Origin of the sequence: Cupriavidus mimosae (assembly GCF_023952485.1) — a bacterium.
GTDB classification, from domain to species: domain Bacteria; phylum Pseudomonadota; class Gammaproteobacteria; order Burkholderiales; family Burkholderiaceae; genus Cupriavidus; species Cupriavidus taiwanensis_C.
In genome coordinates this window covers 165,842-182,895 of record NZ_JALHRY010000013.1, presented here as the reverse complement: position 1 = coordinate 182,895, position 17,054 = coordinate 165,842, and the positions used below count along the sequence as shown (strand labels likewise).

Below are 17,054 nucleotides of genomic sequence, written 5' to 3'. Positions count from 1 at the left end.
GTGCCGCTCCCTGGCATGCCGGTCCCCGTTGTTTTCCTGCTGCATTGCGGGTCGCGGCGCATTCCGGCCTAGTCCGGCTTCTGCTATGTTCGACCCTCAAGTGCCCACGGGTGGCACGAAGGCGGTTGCAACACGTGTTTGCAGCAAGCAGTGAGCAATATGGCGGGCCGATGCCGACAGAGCGGGTCCGCGATTTCGGGTTTCGAGGGGTTACATGACGGCCAAGATGTTTCGGCTGGTTTTGACTGGCGCCGCCGGCGCGCTACTGCTGGCAGGGTGCGCTTCCACTTCCCCTCAACCTTCCCCACCGCAAGGCGGCTCGGCTCCCGCCGCCCCGATTGCCACCGGCTCAGCCATTGATTGCCAGGCATTCACCGAGCGCATGGCCGCCCACGCCGTTGCGCAGGCCGATACCGCGGCCACTGAACCCGACGCCCTGGCCGCTGCCAACCTGCTCACGGCGGACGGCGAAGCAGGGGACGATGGCGAACCCGCTGACGCCTTGCCGGCCACCCTCGCCACGTTGCCATTGTTTTCGGTTTCCCCACGCGGCAACCAGCTGCCCGTAGGCTGGCAGCCGTGGACCATCAACCGCAACAAGATCCCCACCACGTACTCGATGGCCGAAGTCGACCAGCGTGTCGTGGTGCACGCCAAGGCCGACAGTTCGGCCTCCGGCCTCTATGTGCCGCTGCGCGAGCGCGATGCCGGCATGCTGCGCTGGACCTGGAAGACCAGCGGCATTATCCGCAACGCCGACAACAGCCATGGCCCGCGCGAGGATTCGCCGCTGCGCCTGTTCGTAGCCTTCGATGGCGACAAGGGCGCGCTGCCGCTCAAAGACCAGTTGATGTACGAGATGGCGCGGCTGACCACCGGGCGCGAGATGCCGTATGCCACGCTGATGTATATCTGGGGCGGGCAGCGCGCGGAAGGCGCGGTGGTGAAAAACCCGCATACCGATCGCGTGCGCATGATCGTGGTGGATAGCGGCATGAAGCACGCCAATGAGTGGCGTTGCCACGAGCGCGACCTGCGCACCGACTACCGCCAGGCGTTCGGGACCGACCCTGGCCGCGTCATCGCGGTCGGCATCATGACCGATACCGACAATACCAAGACCAAGGCTGAAGCCTGGTACGGCGACATCGCGCTGGATTAGGTTGCCGCGCCGGCGGCGCCCTCAGCCGCCGATCGGCTCGGCCAGCGCGAGCACCGCGAACGAGGCCAGCCAGTGCGTGGACACATACTCGCCCTCCACCGCCTGGGGCAGCGCCGCCTCGATATGGTCAGACCATGCGCGGATTGCCAGCGGCCGCAGCGGATCGGGCAGGGCGGGTTCCAGCATGCGCCAGCACCACGCACGCGACAGGTTCAGGCCGTCCAGGTGTACGGCCTTGGGGTCGCCGCGGTTGGTCACCGTGACCGGTGTCAGCCAGTTGGCCAGTTCGGCCTGGCCCGGCACGAACAACTCCCACCATTCCGAAAACGCGCAGCCGTCCATCACGGCGTGCATCAGCACGGCTTCGGTCAGTCCGCCGGACAGGAACTCGTCACCGCCGGGCTCGTAGCGGGCCGGATACTTCTGGTCGTGGCCGAACCAGCGGTGTGCGCGCCGTACGATGGCGCGCCGCAAGGCCAGATCCTGATGCGCGCGCGCATAGGAAAGCGCCATGACCAGCGCGAAGGCGCTGTTGTAGTGGGTGCCGGTGCGTACCGGGAACGCTGCCGCATCGAGGAAATCCGCCAGTTGCTGCGATAAATGCGAGGCCAGCGGCGCGCAGGCGTCGGCCCAGACGCTGGCATGCGTATCGTGACGTGCCAGCGCCAGCAGCTCGGCCTGCAGCTTCAGCATCCAGCCCCAACCGTAGGGGCGCTCGAAGGTGCGTGAGTCAGGCCGGCGGAAATACGCGAGTTCGGCGGCCATGGCATCCGGACGCAACTGGGCGTCCAGCATGGCGTGGATGCGCGGCGCTTCCTCAAGGTCCGGATACAGCGCCAGCAGCCGCACCAGCAGCCAGTGCATATGGACGCTGGAGTGCCAGTCATAGCTGCCGCAAAACACCGGATGCCAGGCGGCCGGGCCGGCTAGATCGCCGGCGCCCGCCATCATGTGGTCCAGCTTGTACGGATAACGGCGCAGGATATTCTCCAGCGCCACGCGCGCAAAGCTGCGCGCGGTCTCGCGATCCAGCGCCGAACGCCCCATCGCCGAAGCTCCCCTTTGTGATCGTATTGCCCTGCTCAGGCAGGCGTGCTCAGGCACGCTCTGGTCTATGCCACCGACTATCTGCCATCAGGCAGGTGCAAGCCACTTCTCCACCAGCCGTACGAAGAAGGTCGAGCCGACCGGCAGCAGTTCGTCGTTGAAATCGTAGCTCGGGTTGTGCAGCATGCACGGCCCGATGCCGTGGCCGGCGTCACGATGGCCGCCATCGCCATTGCCGATGAACAAATAGCAGCCCGGCTTGTGCTGCAGCATGAACGAGAAATCCTCGGCGCCCATGGTGGGCTCGACGTTGCTGTCCACGTTGTCCGCGCCGACCAGTTCGGCGGCGACCGTGGCGGCAAAGCCGGTCTCGGCTTCGCTGTTGATGGTGGGCGGATAGTTGCGGTGGAATTCGTATTCGACGGTGCAGTCGAATGCCGCCGCCACCGCGCGCGCCACCTCTTCCATGCGCCGCTCGATCAGGTCGAGCACCGGCACCGTGAAGGTCCGCACAGTACCGCCGATCCAGGCCTGGTCCGGCACGATGTTGGTGGCATCGCCGGCATGGAACTGCGTCACCGAAATCACCGCGGTATCGATCGGACGCTTGTTGCGCGTGATGATGCCTTGCAGCGCCGACACGATCTGCGCCGCGGTGAACACCGGGTCGTTGCCGTTGTTGGGCATGGCCGCATGTGCGCCCTTGCCGCGCACGACGATGCGGAACTCGTTGCTCGATGCCATCAGCGGACCCGCGCGCGTGCCGAAGGCCCCCATCGGCATGCCCGGCCAGTTGTGCACGCCAAACACCGCGTCGCATGGAAAGCGCTCGAACAGGCCGTCCTTGATCATCTCGCGCGCGCCGCCGCCGCCTTCTTCGGCCGGCTGGAAGATCAGGTGCACGGTGCCGTCGAAGGGCCTGTGCTGCGCCAGGTAGCGCGCCGCGCCGAGCAGCATCGCAGTGTGCCCGTCATGGCCGCACGCGTGCATCTTGCCGGTGTGCTGCGAGCGGTGGTCGAAGGTATTGGCTTCCTGCAGCGGCAGCGCGTCCATGTCGGCACGCAGGCCGATGGTGCGCGGGCTGCTGCCGTTGCGGATCACGCCGACCAGACCGGTGGTGCCGAGCCCGCGGTGAACTTCGATGCCCCACGCTTTCAGGTTGCGCGCGACCACGTCGGCGGTGCGCTGCTCTTCGAAGCAGAGTTCAGGGTGAGCGTGGATGTCGCGCCGGATCGCGCGGATTTCGGCTTGTGCCTGCAGGATTTCGGGGATCAGCTTCATGATGCCGGGCGGCCTTGGGGTCGAAGGCGTTAGCAATGGGATACCCGGATCATACGATGCCTGTCGCGAAAGCGCCAAAACGCGGCGATTTGCTGCGCGCTCGTCGCCGTGGCGCAGTGCAATATGCCGGCGCGGGTGGGTTTCCCCGCATTGCCCTGACATGTGCACTGCTGGAACAGTTCATGCTTGAAGTGCCCGGCCGGCAATACCGTCGCTTTGTGATGCCCCATCGCACCAAAAAGCAGCGCCGCTCGTGACCCGCTGCGCGCGCGCATTGCCGATCCTAAAACGTCTGCTTCACTTCCTACAGGGAGAATTGCGCGATGTCCCTTCGCACTTTCAAGAAGGCAATTGGCGCGGTCGCGGTGGCGGGGGCTCTTGGCCTCGCGCTCGCCGGCACCGCCCAGGCCGCGGACCTCAAACTGGCCATGAGTTCGCCGCCGACCTCGATGGATCCGCACTTCTACAACCTGTTCTCCAACATCAACGTTTCCGAGCATATCTTCGACTCGTTGACCAAGATGGACCCGGACAGCCGCATCATCCCGGGCCTGGCCGAGTCGTGGAAGCTGGTCAACAACCTCACCTGGGAATTCAAGATCCGCAAGGGCGTGAAGTTCCACGACGGCTCCGAGCTGACCGCCGAGGACGTGATCTGGTCGCTCGACCGCCCCGCCACCATCCAGAACAGCCCGGGCAAGTTCGACGTCTACACCAAGGCGATCGTCAACAAGAAGATCATCGACAAGCACACCATCCAGCTCACCACCAGCCAGCCGTATCCGCTGATGCTGAACGACCTGACCTCGATCTTCATCGTGCAGAAGAAGGCCACGCAGGGCCTGGGCTCGGATGACTTCGCGCAGGGCAAGGGCATGGTAGGCACCGGCCCGTTCAAGTTCGTCAGCTATGCGCGCGACGACCGGGTCGAGCTGGTGCGCAACAACGATTACTGGGGCAACAAGCCGGCCTGGGACAAGGTCACGCTGCGCTTCATCCCCAACCCGGCGACGCGCCTGGCGGCGCTGCTGTCGGGCGACGTGCAGGCCATCGAGAACGTGCCCACGCCCGACCTGCCCAAGGTGCGCAAGGATCCCAAGCTGGCGTTCTTCTCCAAGATCTCGCACCGCGTGATCTACCTGTACTTCGATGCCAAGCGCGACAAATCGCCTTACGTCACCACCAAGGAAGGCGCGCCGCTGGACAAGAACCCGCTGAAGGATACGCGCGTACGCAATGCCATCAGCATGGCGATCAACCGGCAGGGCATCAAGGACCGGTTGATGGAAGGACTGTCCGAGCCGACCAACAACCTGGTGCCGCCCACGCTGTTCGGCTACAACCCCAACCTGAAGACGGTCAAGTACGACCCCGAGGGCGCCAAGAAGCTGCTGGCCGAAGCGGGCTTCCCCAACGGCTTCGGCGTGACGCTGCACACCCCCAACAACCGCTACGTCAACGACGAGAAGATCGCGCAGACCATCGCGCAGAACCTGACCCGCATCGGCATCTCGACCAAGGTCGAGGGCATGCCGATGGCGACGTACTCGTCCAAGGGCATCAAGCACGAGTGGTCGTTCGGCCTGCTCGGCTGGGGCGCCCAGACCGGCGAGGTCAGCTCGCCGCTGCGCGCGCTGCTGGCGTGCGAAGACAGCAAGAAGGGCTTCGGCACCACCAACTGGGGCGAGTACTGCAACCCGAAGATGGATGTGGTGCTGGAAAAGGCGCTGTCGACGGTGGACGACACCGAGCGCTCCAAGCTGCTGCAGGAAGCCACCGCGATCGCGATCAACGATGGCGGTATCATCCCGATCCACCAGCAGGTGACCACCTGGGCCACGCAGAAGGGCATCGTCTACGTGCCGCGCACCGACGAGCGCACGTACGCGCATAATTTCAAGCCCCAGTAAGCAGGCTGCCTGCTGCTGAGTTCGCGGTGCCGCGCATGGCTGCCGCGCCGCCTGGAAGCGCCACGCGCTCCCGGGCGGCGTGCGCATTCCCGCGCGAAAGGATAGTGGTTCGAATATGCTGGTCTTTATCATCCGGCGCCTGATGCAGAGCGTGGTCGTGCTCTTCGTCATGTCGCTGCTGGTTTTCCTCGGCGTCTTTGCCATCGGCAATCCCGTCGACATCCTGATCAACCCGCAGGCCGACCAGGAGGACATCAAGCGCACCATCGCGGCGCTGGGCCTGGACAAGCCGCTGTGGGAGCAATACTGGGTGTTCCTGCAGAATGCGCTGCAAGGCAACCTCGGTACTTCGTTCGCGCACGGCACGCCGGCGCTCAAGCTGATCTTCGAGCGCATGCCGGCGACCATGGAGCTGGCGGTCTGCGCGATCCTGCTGGCGGTCGTGCTGGGCATCCCGCTGGGCCTGTGGGCCGGGCTGCGGCCCAAGGGCATTGCCGGCAAGTCGATCATGACGGTGTCGATTTTGGGCTTCTCGCTGCCCACCTTCTGGGTCGGGCTGATGCTGATCATGGTGTTCGCGGTGCAGCTGGGCTGGCTGCCCTCCAACGGGCGCGGCGAGACTGTGCGCGTGCTGGGCATCCCGCTCAGCTTCCTGACCGCGGACGGCATCCGCCACCTGATCCTGCCGGCGGTGACGCTGTCGTTGCTCAACATCGCCATGGTGATCCGGCTCACGCGCGCCGGCACGCAGGAGGCGATGCTGCAGGACTACGTCAAGTTCGCGCGCGCCAAGGGCTTGTCCAATACCCGCATCGTCGGCGTGCATGTGCTGAAGAACATCCTGATCCCCATCGTGACCGTGATCGCGCTGCAGTTCGGCTCGATCATCGCCTTTGCGATCGTGACCGAGACCATCTTCGCCTGGCCCGGCATGGGCAAGCTCATCATCGACTCGATCCAGCTGCTGGACCGGCCGGTGATCGTCGCCTACCTGATGGTGATCGTGACGCTGTTCATCCTGATCAACCTGGTGGTGGACATCATCTACAGCATGCTCGATCCGCGCGTGCGCATTGCCGACAACAAGGGCTGAGCCATGACCGCAGTAACTGTCGAACCCGAAGACAAGACGCCGCCGCGCGCCGCGGCGCGCGAGCAGTCCCCGTGGCGGCGCTTTGCCGCCGAGTTCTTCGCCAGCAAGATTGCCGTGGCCGGGCTGGCCACGCTGGTGACCATCATCCTGATCGCCATCTTCGCGCCGTGGCTGGCGCCGCAGAACCCGTATGACCTGGCCACCCTGGACGTGCTCGACGCGCGCCTGGCGCCGGGCGAGCAGGCCGGCAGCGGCATGACCTTCCTGCTGGGCTCGGACGAGCAGGGTCGGGACATCCTGTCGGCGGTGATGTACGGGCTGCGCATCAGCATCGGCGTGGGCGTGGTCAGCACCCTGATCGCGCTGCTGCTGGGTGCCACGCTCGGGCTGCTGGCCGGTTTTCTGGGCGGACGCACCGAGGCCTTCATCATGCGCGTGGCGGACCTGCAGCTGTCGTTCCCGCCGATCCTGCTGGCGCTGATCCTGCTGGCCTTCCTGCGCCCGGGGCTTGGCAATATCGTGATCGCGCTGGTCGCGGTGCAGTGGGCCTACTATGCGCGCACCACGCGCAGTGCCGCGCTGGTCGAACGCCGCAAGGAGTACATCGAAGCCGCCACCTGCCTGGGCCTGCCGCCCGCGCGCATCATGTTCCGCCACCTGCTGCCCAACTGCCTGCCGCCGCTGATCGTGATCGCGGCGCTGCAGGTGGCCTCGGCGATCACGCTGGAGGCCACATTGTCGTTCCTCGGGCTGGGGGTGCCGATCACCGAGCCGTCGCTCGGTTCGCTGATCTCGAACGGCCAGCAGTACATGCTGTCGGGCAAGTACTGGATCAGCTTCTTCCCGGGCATCGCGCTGGTGGTCACCATCGTGGCGATGAACCTGGTCGCCGACCAGCTGCGCGATGTGCTGAACCCGCGCCTGCAGACGCAATAACCGGGAGCGCAAGATGGCACAACCGACGCTGGTGGTCGAACACCTGAAAACGCATTTCTATACGCGCGGCGGCATCGCCCGGGCCGTCGACGACGTGTCCTTCACCGTGGGCCGCGGCGAGATCATGGGGCTGGTGGGCGAGTCCGGCTCGGGCAAGTCCATGACCGGCTATTCGATCATGGGCCTGATCGATCCGCCCGGGAAGATCGTCGACGGCCGCATCGCGCTGACCAGCCGCGACGGCGTCACGCGCGACCTGCGCGCGCTCACGCCGGCGCAGCAACGCGACGTGCGCGGCAACCGCATCGCCATGATCTTCCAGGATCCGATGATGACGCTGAACCCGGTGCTGCGCATCGACACGCAGATGATCGAGGCGGTGCTGGCACATGAGAACGTGAGCAAGGCGGTGGCGCGCGAGCGCGCGCGCAACGCGCTGGCGCGGGTTGGCATTCCGTCGCCGGACGAGCGCCTGCAGGCCTATCCGCACCAGTTCTCCGGCGGCATGCGCCAGCGCGTGGCGATTGCCACGGCGCTGCTGAACAAGCCCGACCTGATCATTGCCGATGAACCGACCACCGCGCTCGACGTGACCATCCAGGGCCAGATCCTGTACGAGATGCAGACCCTGTGCCGCGAGTCCGGCACGGCGCTGATCTGGATTACGCACGATCTGTCGGTGGTGGCGGGACTGGCCGATTCGGTATGCGTGATGTACGCCGGCAAGATTGTCGAGGCTGGCGACGTGCGTCAGGTGCTGGAGCACCCCGAACATCCCTACACGCACGGGCTGATCAGCTCGGCGCCATCGCGCAATCCGCGCGGCGCGCCGCTGCGGCAGATTCCAGGCATGACGCCATCGCTGCTGAACCTGCCGGGCGGCTGCTCGTTCCGCGAACGCTGCCCCTATGCGACCGCGGCCTGCAAGACCGAGCCGCCGCTGGAGACCGCCGCGGACGGGCGCCGCCTGCGCTGCTTCCATCCGGTGTTGGCCAACCAGGAGGCGGCATGAACGCCACTGCACTGCAATCCCGCCCGATGACCGAACCGGCCGAACAAGAAGGCGCCACGCCCGCTGCGCCGATCCTCGAACTGCGCGGCGTGTCCAAGCGCTTCGTCAAGTCGCTCGATGCCGCCGCGCGCATCGCCAACCTGTTCGGCGCGCATGCGCGCGAAGAGGTGGTGCATGCAGTGGACCGCGTCGACCTGAGCATCCGCGCCGGCGAGGTGGTGGGGCTGGTGGGCGAATCCGGCTGCGGCAAGTCCACGCTCGGGCGCATGGCCGTTGGCCTGCACTCGCTGACCGAAGGCGAACGCCTGTGGCGCGGCACCAACCTGGACCACCTGCCGCCCGACAAGCGTCGCGAGAAGCAGCTGGCGATCCAGATGATCTTCCAGGACCCGTATGCCTCGCTCAACCCGCGGCTGCGCGTGCTGGATATCGTCGGCGAGGCGCCGGTGGTGCACGGCATGGTAGGGCGCGGCGCGCAGAAGGGCTATGTCGAGGACATGCTGGTGCGCGTCGGCATGGACCCGACCGTGCTGCGCCGCTTTCCGCACCAGTTTTCCGGCGGCCAGCGCGCGCGCATCGGCATTGCGCGCGCGCTGGCGGTGAAGCCCGAGTTCCTGGTCTGCGACGAATCGGTGGCGGCGCTGGACGTGTCGATCCAGGCCCAGGTGCTCAACCTGTTCATGCGCCTGCGCGAAGAGCTGAACCTGACCTACCTGTTCATCAGCCACGACCTGGGCGTGGTCAAGCACATCAGCGACCGGGTGGTGATCATGTACCTGGGGCGGGTGGTCGAATCCGCGCCGACCGAGGATGTGTTCGCCGCGCCCAACCATCCCTATACGCAAGCGCTGCTGGCTGAGGCGCCCAAGCTGGAGGTGGCGCGCAAGACCTACGTCGCGATCCGCGGCGAGATCCCGTCGCCGCTGCACCCGCCGAGCGGCTGCCATTTCCATCCGCGCTGCCCGCACGCGATGCCGCGTTGCCGCGAAGAGCAGCCGCTGCTCAAGGAGATTGCGCCGCTGCGGTTCTCGGCATGCCATCTGAATGACATGAAGTAGCCGAGGGCTTGCGCGATCCCGCCGGTTTTCTCCCCTCTCCCGCGCGCGGGAGAGGGGCCGAGGGTGAGGGCAGGCGCTTGGCAAGCATCGCGGCGCCTCACTTCGTGGAGACGCCGGCCCTCACCCCCGCCCCTCTCCCATAAATGGGAGAGGGAAGAACACAGGAGGGCGAGGCAGCTCAGCGGATCACCTGGCCCTTCGAATTGATGATCGTCATCTCCACGAACTTCGAACCGACATGGTTCTCGGGCGTGAAGTTGACGATGAAGCCGCCCAGGTCGTAGTTGCGCATCGATTCCAGTGCGGTCACCAGCTTCTCGCGCGTCAGGTCCTTGCCCGCTCGGCGCAGGCCTTCGGTAAAGGTCTTGGCGGCGATGAAGCCCTCGATGCTGGCGTAATCGAATTCGCTGGGCTTGCCCGCGGCCTGCAGCAGGCGCAGGTATTCGCGCACGATCGGCAGCGTGGCGTTGCCCGGGTGCGGCATTACCTGCGAGATGATCACGCCGCTGCCCTGCGCGCCGACCACGTTGGCCAGCGCCTGCGTGCCGACGAAGGACACGTTGTAGAACTGGCCGTTGTAGCCGCGGCGCAGCGCTTCCTTCACGAACGCGCCGGCGGTGCGGTACGCGCTGATCATGACCACCGCATCGGGCTTTGCCTTCATCGAGCCCTGCATGGCGTCGCCGATCTCGGTGGTGTTGCGCACCACCGGCTCGCGCGCGACGATCTGCACGCCGCTGTCGGGCGCGGCCTTGAGCGCGCGCTCGAGCCCGTCCAGGCCGGCCTTGCCGTAGGCATCTTCGTTGTAGACCACGGCCACGCGCTTGAGCCCGGTGGTCTGGATCTGGCGCACGATGGCCGCGGTTTCCTCGTTGTAGCCGGCGCGCACATGGAACACGTAGCGGCTGCGCGGCTCGCGCAGCGACTGCGCGCCCGTGTACGGACCGAAGAACGGCACCCTGGCCTGGATCGCCAGCGGCAGCGCGGCCTGGCTGGTGGGCGTGCCGACATAGCCGAACAGGGCGAAGACGCGATCGTCTTCGATCAGCTTCTTGGTGTTCTTTGCCGCCGGCTCGGGCTCGTAATAGTCGTCCAGCGCCTCGAGCCGGATCTTGCGCCCGTGGATGCCGCCCTGCTGGTTGATGTGGTCGAAATACAGCCGCGCGCCCGAGTTCATCTGCTTGCCGAGAACGGCGGTCGGGCCCGTCAGCGCCGCGGACTGGCCCAGCAGGATGGTGTCGGCGGTGACGCCTTGCTCGGATGTGGCGGCAGTGGCTGCGGTGTTAGCCGCCAAAGCGGCGCAGGACGCGCCGCCCGTGCCGATGGCGCACGCCACCAGTAGCCGGGCAAGCCGGCCGTTGACCCCGGATCGGAAAGACATAAACCCCCCGCGAATGATGGTTCGGTTACCCGTTCGCCGCGTTGGCCGGTCTGCGCCGGCGAGTTCCTGAAAGCATGCGGCATGGTGCGCGTCCCGGTCTGTGCCGCGAGCGCGCCGGCACATCATAATCGAATACAATCGGGACGAGATACTCCCCGCCATCGCCCCGCACGCCAGGGGGAATGCGCCGCCGGCCGGCGCGGCGCGGGCGCCGCCACCAGCGGCCTGCACCGGCATTCCAGTTCCGTACGACCGAACGAAAACAACACATCCCCCGCCCGGAGACCCCATGGCTTCCCGCATCGTCCGCGCCGCCTGTCCGCATGACTGCCCCGATACTTGTGCCTTGCTCGTCACTGTCGAGGACGGCCGCGCCGTCAAGGTAGCGGGCGATCCCGACCATCCCGGCACGCAGGGCGTGCTCTGCACCAAGGTCTCGCGCTACACCGAGCGCACCTACCACCCCGACCGCCTGCTCACGCCGATGAAGCGCATCGGCAAGAAGGGCGAAGGCAAGTTCGCGCCGATCTCGTGGGATGAGGCGCTCGACACCATCGCCACGCGCCTGCAGGCGATCGCCGCGCGCGATCCTCAGGCGATCGTGCCGTACAGCTATGCCGGCACCATGGGGCTGGTGCAGGGCGAGAGCATGGCGGCGCGCTTTTTCAACAAGCTGGGCGGGTCGCGGCTGGACCGCACCATCTGCGCCAGCGCCGGGGCCACCGCGCTGCGCTACACCTACGGCGCCAGCGTGGGCATGGACATGGAGCACGTGGTCGATGCCCGGCTGGTGATCATCTGGGGCGGCAATCCGATTGCCTCCAACCTGCACTTCTGGACCCGCGCGCAGGAGGCCAAGCGGCGCGGCGCCACGCTGGTGGCGATCGACCCGTACCGTTCGCTCAGCGCCGAGAAGTGCCACCGCCATATCGCACCGATGCCCGGCACCGACGGCGCGCTGGCGCTGGCGATGATGCACGTGCTGATTCGCGACGGCCTGCTCGATCACGACTACATCGAACGCCACACCGTGGGCTTCGAGGCGCTGCGCGAGCGCGCGCAGGCCTATCCGCCGGCGCGCGCCGCCGAGATCTGCGGCATCCCGGTCGAGGACATCGAATGGCTGGCCGGGCTCTACGGCCAGCTGGCGGTGCGCGAGCGCCAGCCGGTCGCGATCCGGCTGAACTACGGCATGCAGCGCGTGCACGGCGGCGGCCAGGCAGTGCGCGCGGTGGCGTGCCTGCCGTCACTGGTGGGCGCGTGGCGCCATCCGGCGGGCGGGCTGCAGTTGTCGACCTCGGGTTTCTTCCCGGTCAACGAAGCCGCGCTGCAGCGCCCGGATTTGCTGCCGGGATGGCCGCAACAGCTGCCGCGCCTGGTCAATATGAGCACCATCGGCGATGCCTTGCTGGCCGAGGCCGCGCCGGGCGCGCCGCGCATCGAGGCGGTGGTGGTGTACAACAGCAACCCGGTAGCGGTGGCGCCGGAATCGGGCAAGGTCGCCGCGGGCTTCGCGCGCGAGGACCTGTTCACGGTAGTGCTGGAGCACTTTCGCACCGACACCGCCGACTACGCCGACATCATCCTGCCCGCGACCACGCAGCTCGAGCACACCGACGTGCACAAGGCCTACGGCCATACCTATTTCCTGGCCAACAACGCTGCCATCGCGCCGCTGGGCGAGGCGCTGCCCAACACCGAGATCTTTCGCCGGCTGGCGCAGCGCATGGGCTTTACCGAGTCCTGCTTTGCCGACAGCGACGAGGCCATCGCCGCGCAGGCGATCCTGCCGGACGACGCGCGCGCGGCCGGTATCAGCTGGGAAACCCTGAAAGCGCAGGGCTGGCAGAAGCTGGCGCTGCCGGCGGCGCCCTTCGCCGAGGGTGGCTTCCCCACGCCATCGGGCAAGTGCCAGTTCTATTCGGAGCCGATGGCGCGCGACGGTTTCGACCCGCTGCCCGACTATGTGCCGCAATACGAAGCGCCGCAGACCGCGCCGGAACTGGCGGCGCGCTATCCGCTGGCGATGATCTCGCCGCCGGCGCGCAACTTCCTCAACAGCTCGTTCGTCAACGTTGAAAGCCTGCGCGCCACCGAGGGCGAACCGCACCTGGACATCCATCCGGCCGATGCTGCCGAGCGCGGCATCGTGCACGGCGCGCTGGTGCGCGCCTTCAATGACCGCGGCAGCATGGTGGCGCGCGCGCGCGTGACCGATCGCGCCCGGCGCGGCCTGGTGGTAGGGCTGTCGATCTGGTGGAAGAAGCTCGCGTCCGACGGCAAGAATGCCAATGAGCTGACCAGCCAGCGCCTGACCGACCTGGGCCGCGCGCCGGTGTTCTATGACTGCCTGGTGCAGGTCGAAGCCTGCGCGCAAGGGGCAGTCGAGGCGGCATGACGCGGCTGCGCGGCCGCCGCGGCTGGGCGGCACTCGTGGGGGCGGCGGCGCTGTCGGCCGTGCTGCTGCTGACGGCGGGGTGCGAGGCGGTCGGCTACTACGCGCAGTCGATCGGCGGCCATCTCGGCGTCATGGCCCAGGCGCAGCCGCTGACCGACGCCATCGCCAGCGCGCACGACGCCAACGATGCGCGCCTGGCCGAGCGGCTGGCGCTGGCCGGCCGCATGCGCGACTTTGCCTCACGCGAGCTGAAGCTGCCCGACAACGGCAGCTATCGCCGCTACGCCAACCTGCACCGGCCCTATGTGGTGTGGAGCGTGTTCGCCACGCCGGAACTGTCGATGGAACTGCGCAAGTGGTGCTTCCCCATCGTCGGCTGCATCAGCTATCGCGGCTACTACGCCAAGTCCGATGCCGAGCAGTATGCGCAAGGCCTGCGCCGCGGCGGGCTCGAGACCTATGTGGCCGGCGTCCCCGCCTATTCGACGCTGGGCTATTTCGACGACCCGCTGCTCAACACCTTCGTCTACCTGCCCGCGGGCGAGCTGGCGCGGCTGATCTTCCATGAACTGGCGCACCAGGTGGTGTACGTGCGCAACGACACCGCGTTCAACGAGTCCTTCGCCACTGCTGTCGAAGCGGCCGGCGTGGAGCGCTGGCTGGACCAGGATGCGTCGGAGGACGCGCGCACCAGCTATCGCCAGTACGATGCCCGGCGCCAGCAGTTCCGCGCGCTGCTGCTGGGCAAGCGCGACCGGCTGGTGGCGCTGTACCAGACCCCGCTCGACGACGCCGCCAAGCGCGAGGGCAAGGCGAAGATCTTTGCCGACCTGCGCGCCGGCTATGCCCGGCTGCGCGCGGAGTGGGGCGGCTACAGCGGCTATGACCGCTGGTTCGACCAGCCGCTGACCAACGCCCACCTGGCCGCGGTGGCGACCTACCAGCAATGGGTGCCGGCCTTTACCGCGCTGTTGGCGCGCTGCGACGGCGACTGGCAGCGATTCTATGCCGAGGCACGCCGCATCGGCGCGCTGCCCGCCGGCGAGCGCGAGGCAGCATTGCGCCGGCTGGCGCCGCCGGCGACCCGCACCGACACGCTGACCGCGGGCGGCAAGGCGGCGGCCAACTAGGCCGCAGGCGGGCGTTGGGCGGGTAACCACGGTGCTGCGCCCCCGGCGCCCCGTGCGAGAATGCCGTCATGTCGATTGCTCCCAGATCCGAACCGCTGGCGCCACCGTCGGGCGCGCCGCCGGAGTCCCAGCCGGCCCGCGCGCATATCGCCGAGCGCCAGGAGGCGCGCCGCCGGCAGATCCTCGATACCGCCGCACAGCTCTTCTACAGCAAGGGCTACCCCGGCATGACCATGAACGACCTGTGCCGCGCGCTGGGCGTGACCAAGCCGGCGGTCTATTACTACTTCACCGACAAGTACGAGATCTTCGACATCCTGTGCCGCGAGTCGGCGCAGACCTGCCTGCCCGTTATCCGCGAGACCGCGGACCCGGCGCAACCCGTCCAGGCCCGCCTGCACGCCTGCCTGCTGGAGATGGCGCGGCGCTGCATCGCTTGCCACGTGCCGGCCACGCTGAGCTTCCGCGACCGGCAGTACCTGCGCCCGGACACCGTGGCCTGGCTCGACAGCATGGCGCGGGACTTCTATTGTGACCTCTATGCGTTGCTGGACGAAGGCCAGCGCGAGGGCGTGTTCGCCTTTGGCGACGCGCGCGTGACCGCGCATGCGATCGGCAGCGTGGTCGGGTTCCTGTACACCTGGCACCAGCCCGGGCGCACCGACCCCGAAAACCTGGCGCAGGAACTCGCGGCCAGCATGATGAAGCTGGTGCTGCCCAGCGACGGGTGAGTGCGTCGCCGGCGCCTAGGGGTTATCCCGCTGCCTATGTCCGATCGGTGGCGCATAATGCTCGCCATGGGCGGCCAGGATTGGCGAACGACCCTGAGGACTTCGTCTAAGTTGTTGTTTTAACCGGGACGCACGTTTAGCATCTCGGAAAAATCGAACGACCATTCAGAAATTCAGGAGACGGTGCTATGGAAAGAATCTGGCTGAAACACTACCCGGCCGGCGTCCCCGCCGAGATCGATGCCAGCCAGTTCCGCTCGCTTGCCGCGCTGCTCGAGGCGTCTTTCCACAGCTATGCCGACCGCAAGGCCTTTATCTGCATGGACAAGGCCATCACCTACGGTGAACTGGACCAGCTCTCCACCCACTTTGCCGCGTGGCTGCAGTCGCGCGGGCTGCGTCCCGGCGCGCGCGTGGCGATCATGATGCCTAACGTGCTGCAGTACCCGGTGGTGCTGGCCGCGGTGCTGCGTGCGGGTTTCGTGGTGGTCAACGTCAACCCGCTCTATACCCCGCGCGAGCTCGAGCACCAGCTCAAGGACAGCGGTGCCGAAGCCATCGTGATCCTGGAGAATTTTGCTTCCACCTTGCAGCAGGTGCTGGCGCGGACCCCGGTCAAGCATGTGGTGGTGGCCAGCATGGGCGACATGCTGGGCGGGCTGAAGGGCGCGATCGTCAATTTCGTCGTGCGTAACGTCAAGAAGATGGTGCCGGCATGGGAGCTGCCGCACTGCGTGCGATTCAACAGCGTGCTGGCCGAAGGCCGCAAGCTGACGCTGCAGCCGGCCACCACCGGCCCCGACGACATCGCCTTCCTGCAGTACACCGGCGGCACCACCGGGGTGTCCAAGGGCGCGGTGCTGCTGCACCGTAACGTGGTCGCCAACGTGCTGCAGTCCGAGGCCTGGATGCAGCCGGCGCTGAACAAGGGCGCCCATATCGACCAGCCCATCACCATCACCGCGCTGCCGCTGTACCACATCTTCGCGCTGACGGTCTGCTGCCTGCTGGGCATGCGCAGCGGCGGCACCAGCGTGCTGATCCCGAATCCGCGGGACATCCCGGGCTTCATCAAGGAACTGCAGAAGTACAAGTTCAACATGTTCCCGGCCGTCAACACGCTGTACAACGCGCTGCTCAACAACCCGGAGATCGGCAAGGTCGACTTCTCCGGCCTGCGCGTGGCCAACGGCGGCGGCATGGCGGTGCAGGAGGCGGTGGCCAAGCAATGGCTGGCCAAGACCGGTTGCCCCATCATCGAGGGCTACGGGCTGTCAGAGACCTCGCCGTCGGCCACCTGCAACCCCACCGACACCGATGCGTTCTCCGGCACCATCGGCATGCCGCTGCCGTCGACCGAAGTCGTGATCCGTGACGACGACGGCCACGACGTGCCGCTGGGCCAGCCCGGCGAGATCTGCATCCGCGGTCCGCAGGTGATGGCCGGCTACTGGAACCGCCCGGACGAGACCGCCAAGGTCATGACCCCGGACGGCTTCTTCAAGACCGGCGACATCGGCGTGATGGACGAGCGCGGCTACACGAAGATCGTCGACCGCAAGAAGGACATGATCCTGGTGTCGGGCTTCAATGTGTATCCGAACGAAGTCGAAGGCGTGGTGGCCGAGTGCCCGGGCGTGCTGGAAGTGGCGGCGGTCGGCGTGCCGGACACGCACTCGGGCGAGGTGGTCAAGCTGTTCGTGGTGAAGAAGGACCCGGGGCTGACCGAGGCCGACGTGATCGAGTTCTGCAAGGAGCGCCTGACCGGCTACAAGCGGCCCAAGTACGTCGAGTTCCGCACCGAGCTGCCGAAGACCAACGTCGGCAAGATCCTGCGTCGCGAACTGCGCGACAGCCGCGCGGCAGCCTGAACCTCCGGCGCTGCCACGGCCAACGACAACGGCCTCCGCGGAGG

The 17,054-nt window shown here is 67.0% G+C and carries 14 protein-coding genes; 11 read left to right on the top strand and 3 right to left on the bottom strand.

Annotated features, from left to right (window positions below; all coding sequences use genetic code 11):
- Positions 1-214 precede the first annotated feature (214 nt).
- Positions 215-1,162 carry a DUF3047 domain-containing protein gene (locus MKD50_RS23130; RefSeq protein WP_252668805.1) on the top strand — a complete coding sequence of 316 codons (948 nt, stop codon included), beginning with the start codon at positions 215-217 and terminating at the stop codon, positions 1,160-1,162.
- Between the two features lie 21 nt (positions 1,163-1,183).
- On the opposite strand, the gene MKD50_RS23125 is transcribed toward MKD50_RS23130, so the two are convergent.
- Positions 1,184-2,209 (bottom strand): DUF2891 domain-containing protein, encoded by a 1,026-nt coding sequence (locus MKD50_RS23125; RefSeq protein WP_252668803.1) that lies wholly within the window; start codon positions 2,207-2,209, stop codon positions 1,184-1,186.
- An 87-nt stretch (positions 2,210-2,296) separates the two neighbouring features.
- Complete coding sequence (locus tag MKD50_RS23120) at positions 2,297-3,490, bottom strand: M20 aminoacylase family protein (protein ID WP_252668801.1); 1,194 nt, start codon at positions 3,488-3,490, stop codon at positions 2,297-2,299.
- Between the two features lie 56 nt (positions 3,491-3,546).
- Here MKD50_RS23120 and MKD50_RS23115 point away from each other — a divergent pair, with 56 nt between their 5' ends.
- The 6 genes from MKD50_RS23115 (at position 3,547) to MKD50_RS23090 (ending at position 9,499) form a co-directional block, all read left to right on the top strand.
- Positions 3,547-3,747 (top strand): hypothetical protein, encoded by a 201-nt coding sequence (locus MKD50_RS23115; RefSeq protein WP_147299811.1) that lies wholly within the window; start codon positions 3,547-3,549, stop codon positions 3,745-3,747.
- 66 nt (positions 3,748-3,813) lie between these two features.
- A complete protein-coding gene (locus tag MKD50_RS23110) occupies positions 3,814-5,400 on the top strand; it encodes an ABC transporter substrate-binding protein (RefSeq protein ID WP_111519076.1) in 1,587 nt (528 codons plus the stop codon).
- A gap of 115 nt (positions 5,401-5,515) precedes the next feature.
- Positions 5,516-6,493: an ABC transporter permease gene (locus MKD50_RS23105; RefSeq protein ID WP_115704932.1), complete on the top strand. Its 978-nt coding sequence runs from the start codon at positions 5,516-5,518 to the stop codon at positions 6,491-6,493.
- Positions 6,494-6,496: 3 nt separating this feature from the next.
- A complete protein-coding gene (locus MKD50_RS23100) occupies positions 6,497-7,429 on the top strand; it encodes an ABC transporter permease (RefSeq protein ID WP_062801832.1) in 933 nt (310 codons plus the stop codon).
- Between the two features lie 13 nt (positions 7,430-7,442).
- A complete protein-coding gene (locus MKD50_RS23095; protein WP_018003713.1) occupies positions 7,443-8,441 on the top strand; it encodes an ABC transporter ATP-binding protein in 999 nt (332 codons plus the stop codon).
- A gap of 26 nt (positions 8,442-8,467) precedes the next feature.
- On the top strand, positions 8,468-9,499 hold the full coding sequence (locus tag MKD50_RS23090; protein ID WP_172582566.1) for an ABC transporter ATP-binding protein: 1,032 nt from the start codon (positions 8,468-8,470) through the stop codon (positions 9,497-9,499).
- Positions 9,500-9,677: 178 nt separating this feature from the next.
- On the opposite strand, the gene MKD50_RS23085 is transcribed toward MKD50_RS23090, so the two are convergent.
- Positions 9,678-10,880, bottom strand: coding sequence for an ABC transporter substrate-binding protein (locus MKD50_RS23085; protein WP_240072682.1), 1,203 nt, complete (start codon positions 10,878-10,880; stop codon positions 9,678-9,680).
- 289 nt (positions 10,881-11,169) lie between these two features.
- On the opposite strand from MKD50_RS23085, the gene MKD50_RS23080 reads away from it, so the two are divergent.
- From MKD50_RS23080 to MKD50_RS23065, 4 genes are all read left to right on the top strand, one after another.
- Complete coding sequence (locus MKD50_RS23080) at positions 11,170-13,278, top strand: molybdopterin-containing oxidoreductase family protein (RefSeq protein ID WP_252668800.1); 2,109 nt, start codon at positions 11,170-11,172, stop codon at positions 13,276-13,278.
- Entirely contained in the window at positions 13,275-14,408 is a 1,134-nt protein-coding gene (locus tag MKD50_RS23075) for an aminopeptidase (RefSeq protein ID WP_252668799.1), read from the top strand. The genes MKD50_RS23080 and MKD50_RS23075 overlap by 4 nt, the downstream gene beginning before the upstream one ends.
- Before the next feature lie 68 nt (positions 14,409-14,476).
- Complete coding sequence (locus tag MKD50_RS23070; protein ID WP_252668797.1) at positions 14,477-15,139, top strand: TetR/AcrR family transcriptional regulator; 663 nt, start codon at positions 14,477-14,479, stop codon at positions 15,137-15,139.
- Between the two features lie 188 nt (positions 15,140-15,327).
- Positions 15,328-17,010, top strand: coding sequence for a long-chain fatty acid--CoA ligase (locus MKD50_RS23065; protein ID WP_115704921.1), 1,683 nt, complete (start codon positions 15,328-15,330; stop codon positions 17,008-17,010).
- The last annotated feature ends 44 nt before the right edge of the window (positions 17,011-17,054 follow it).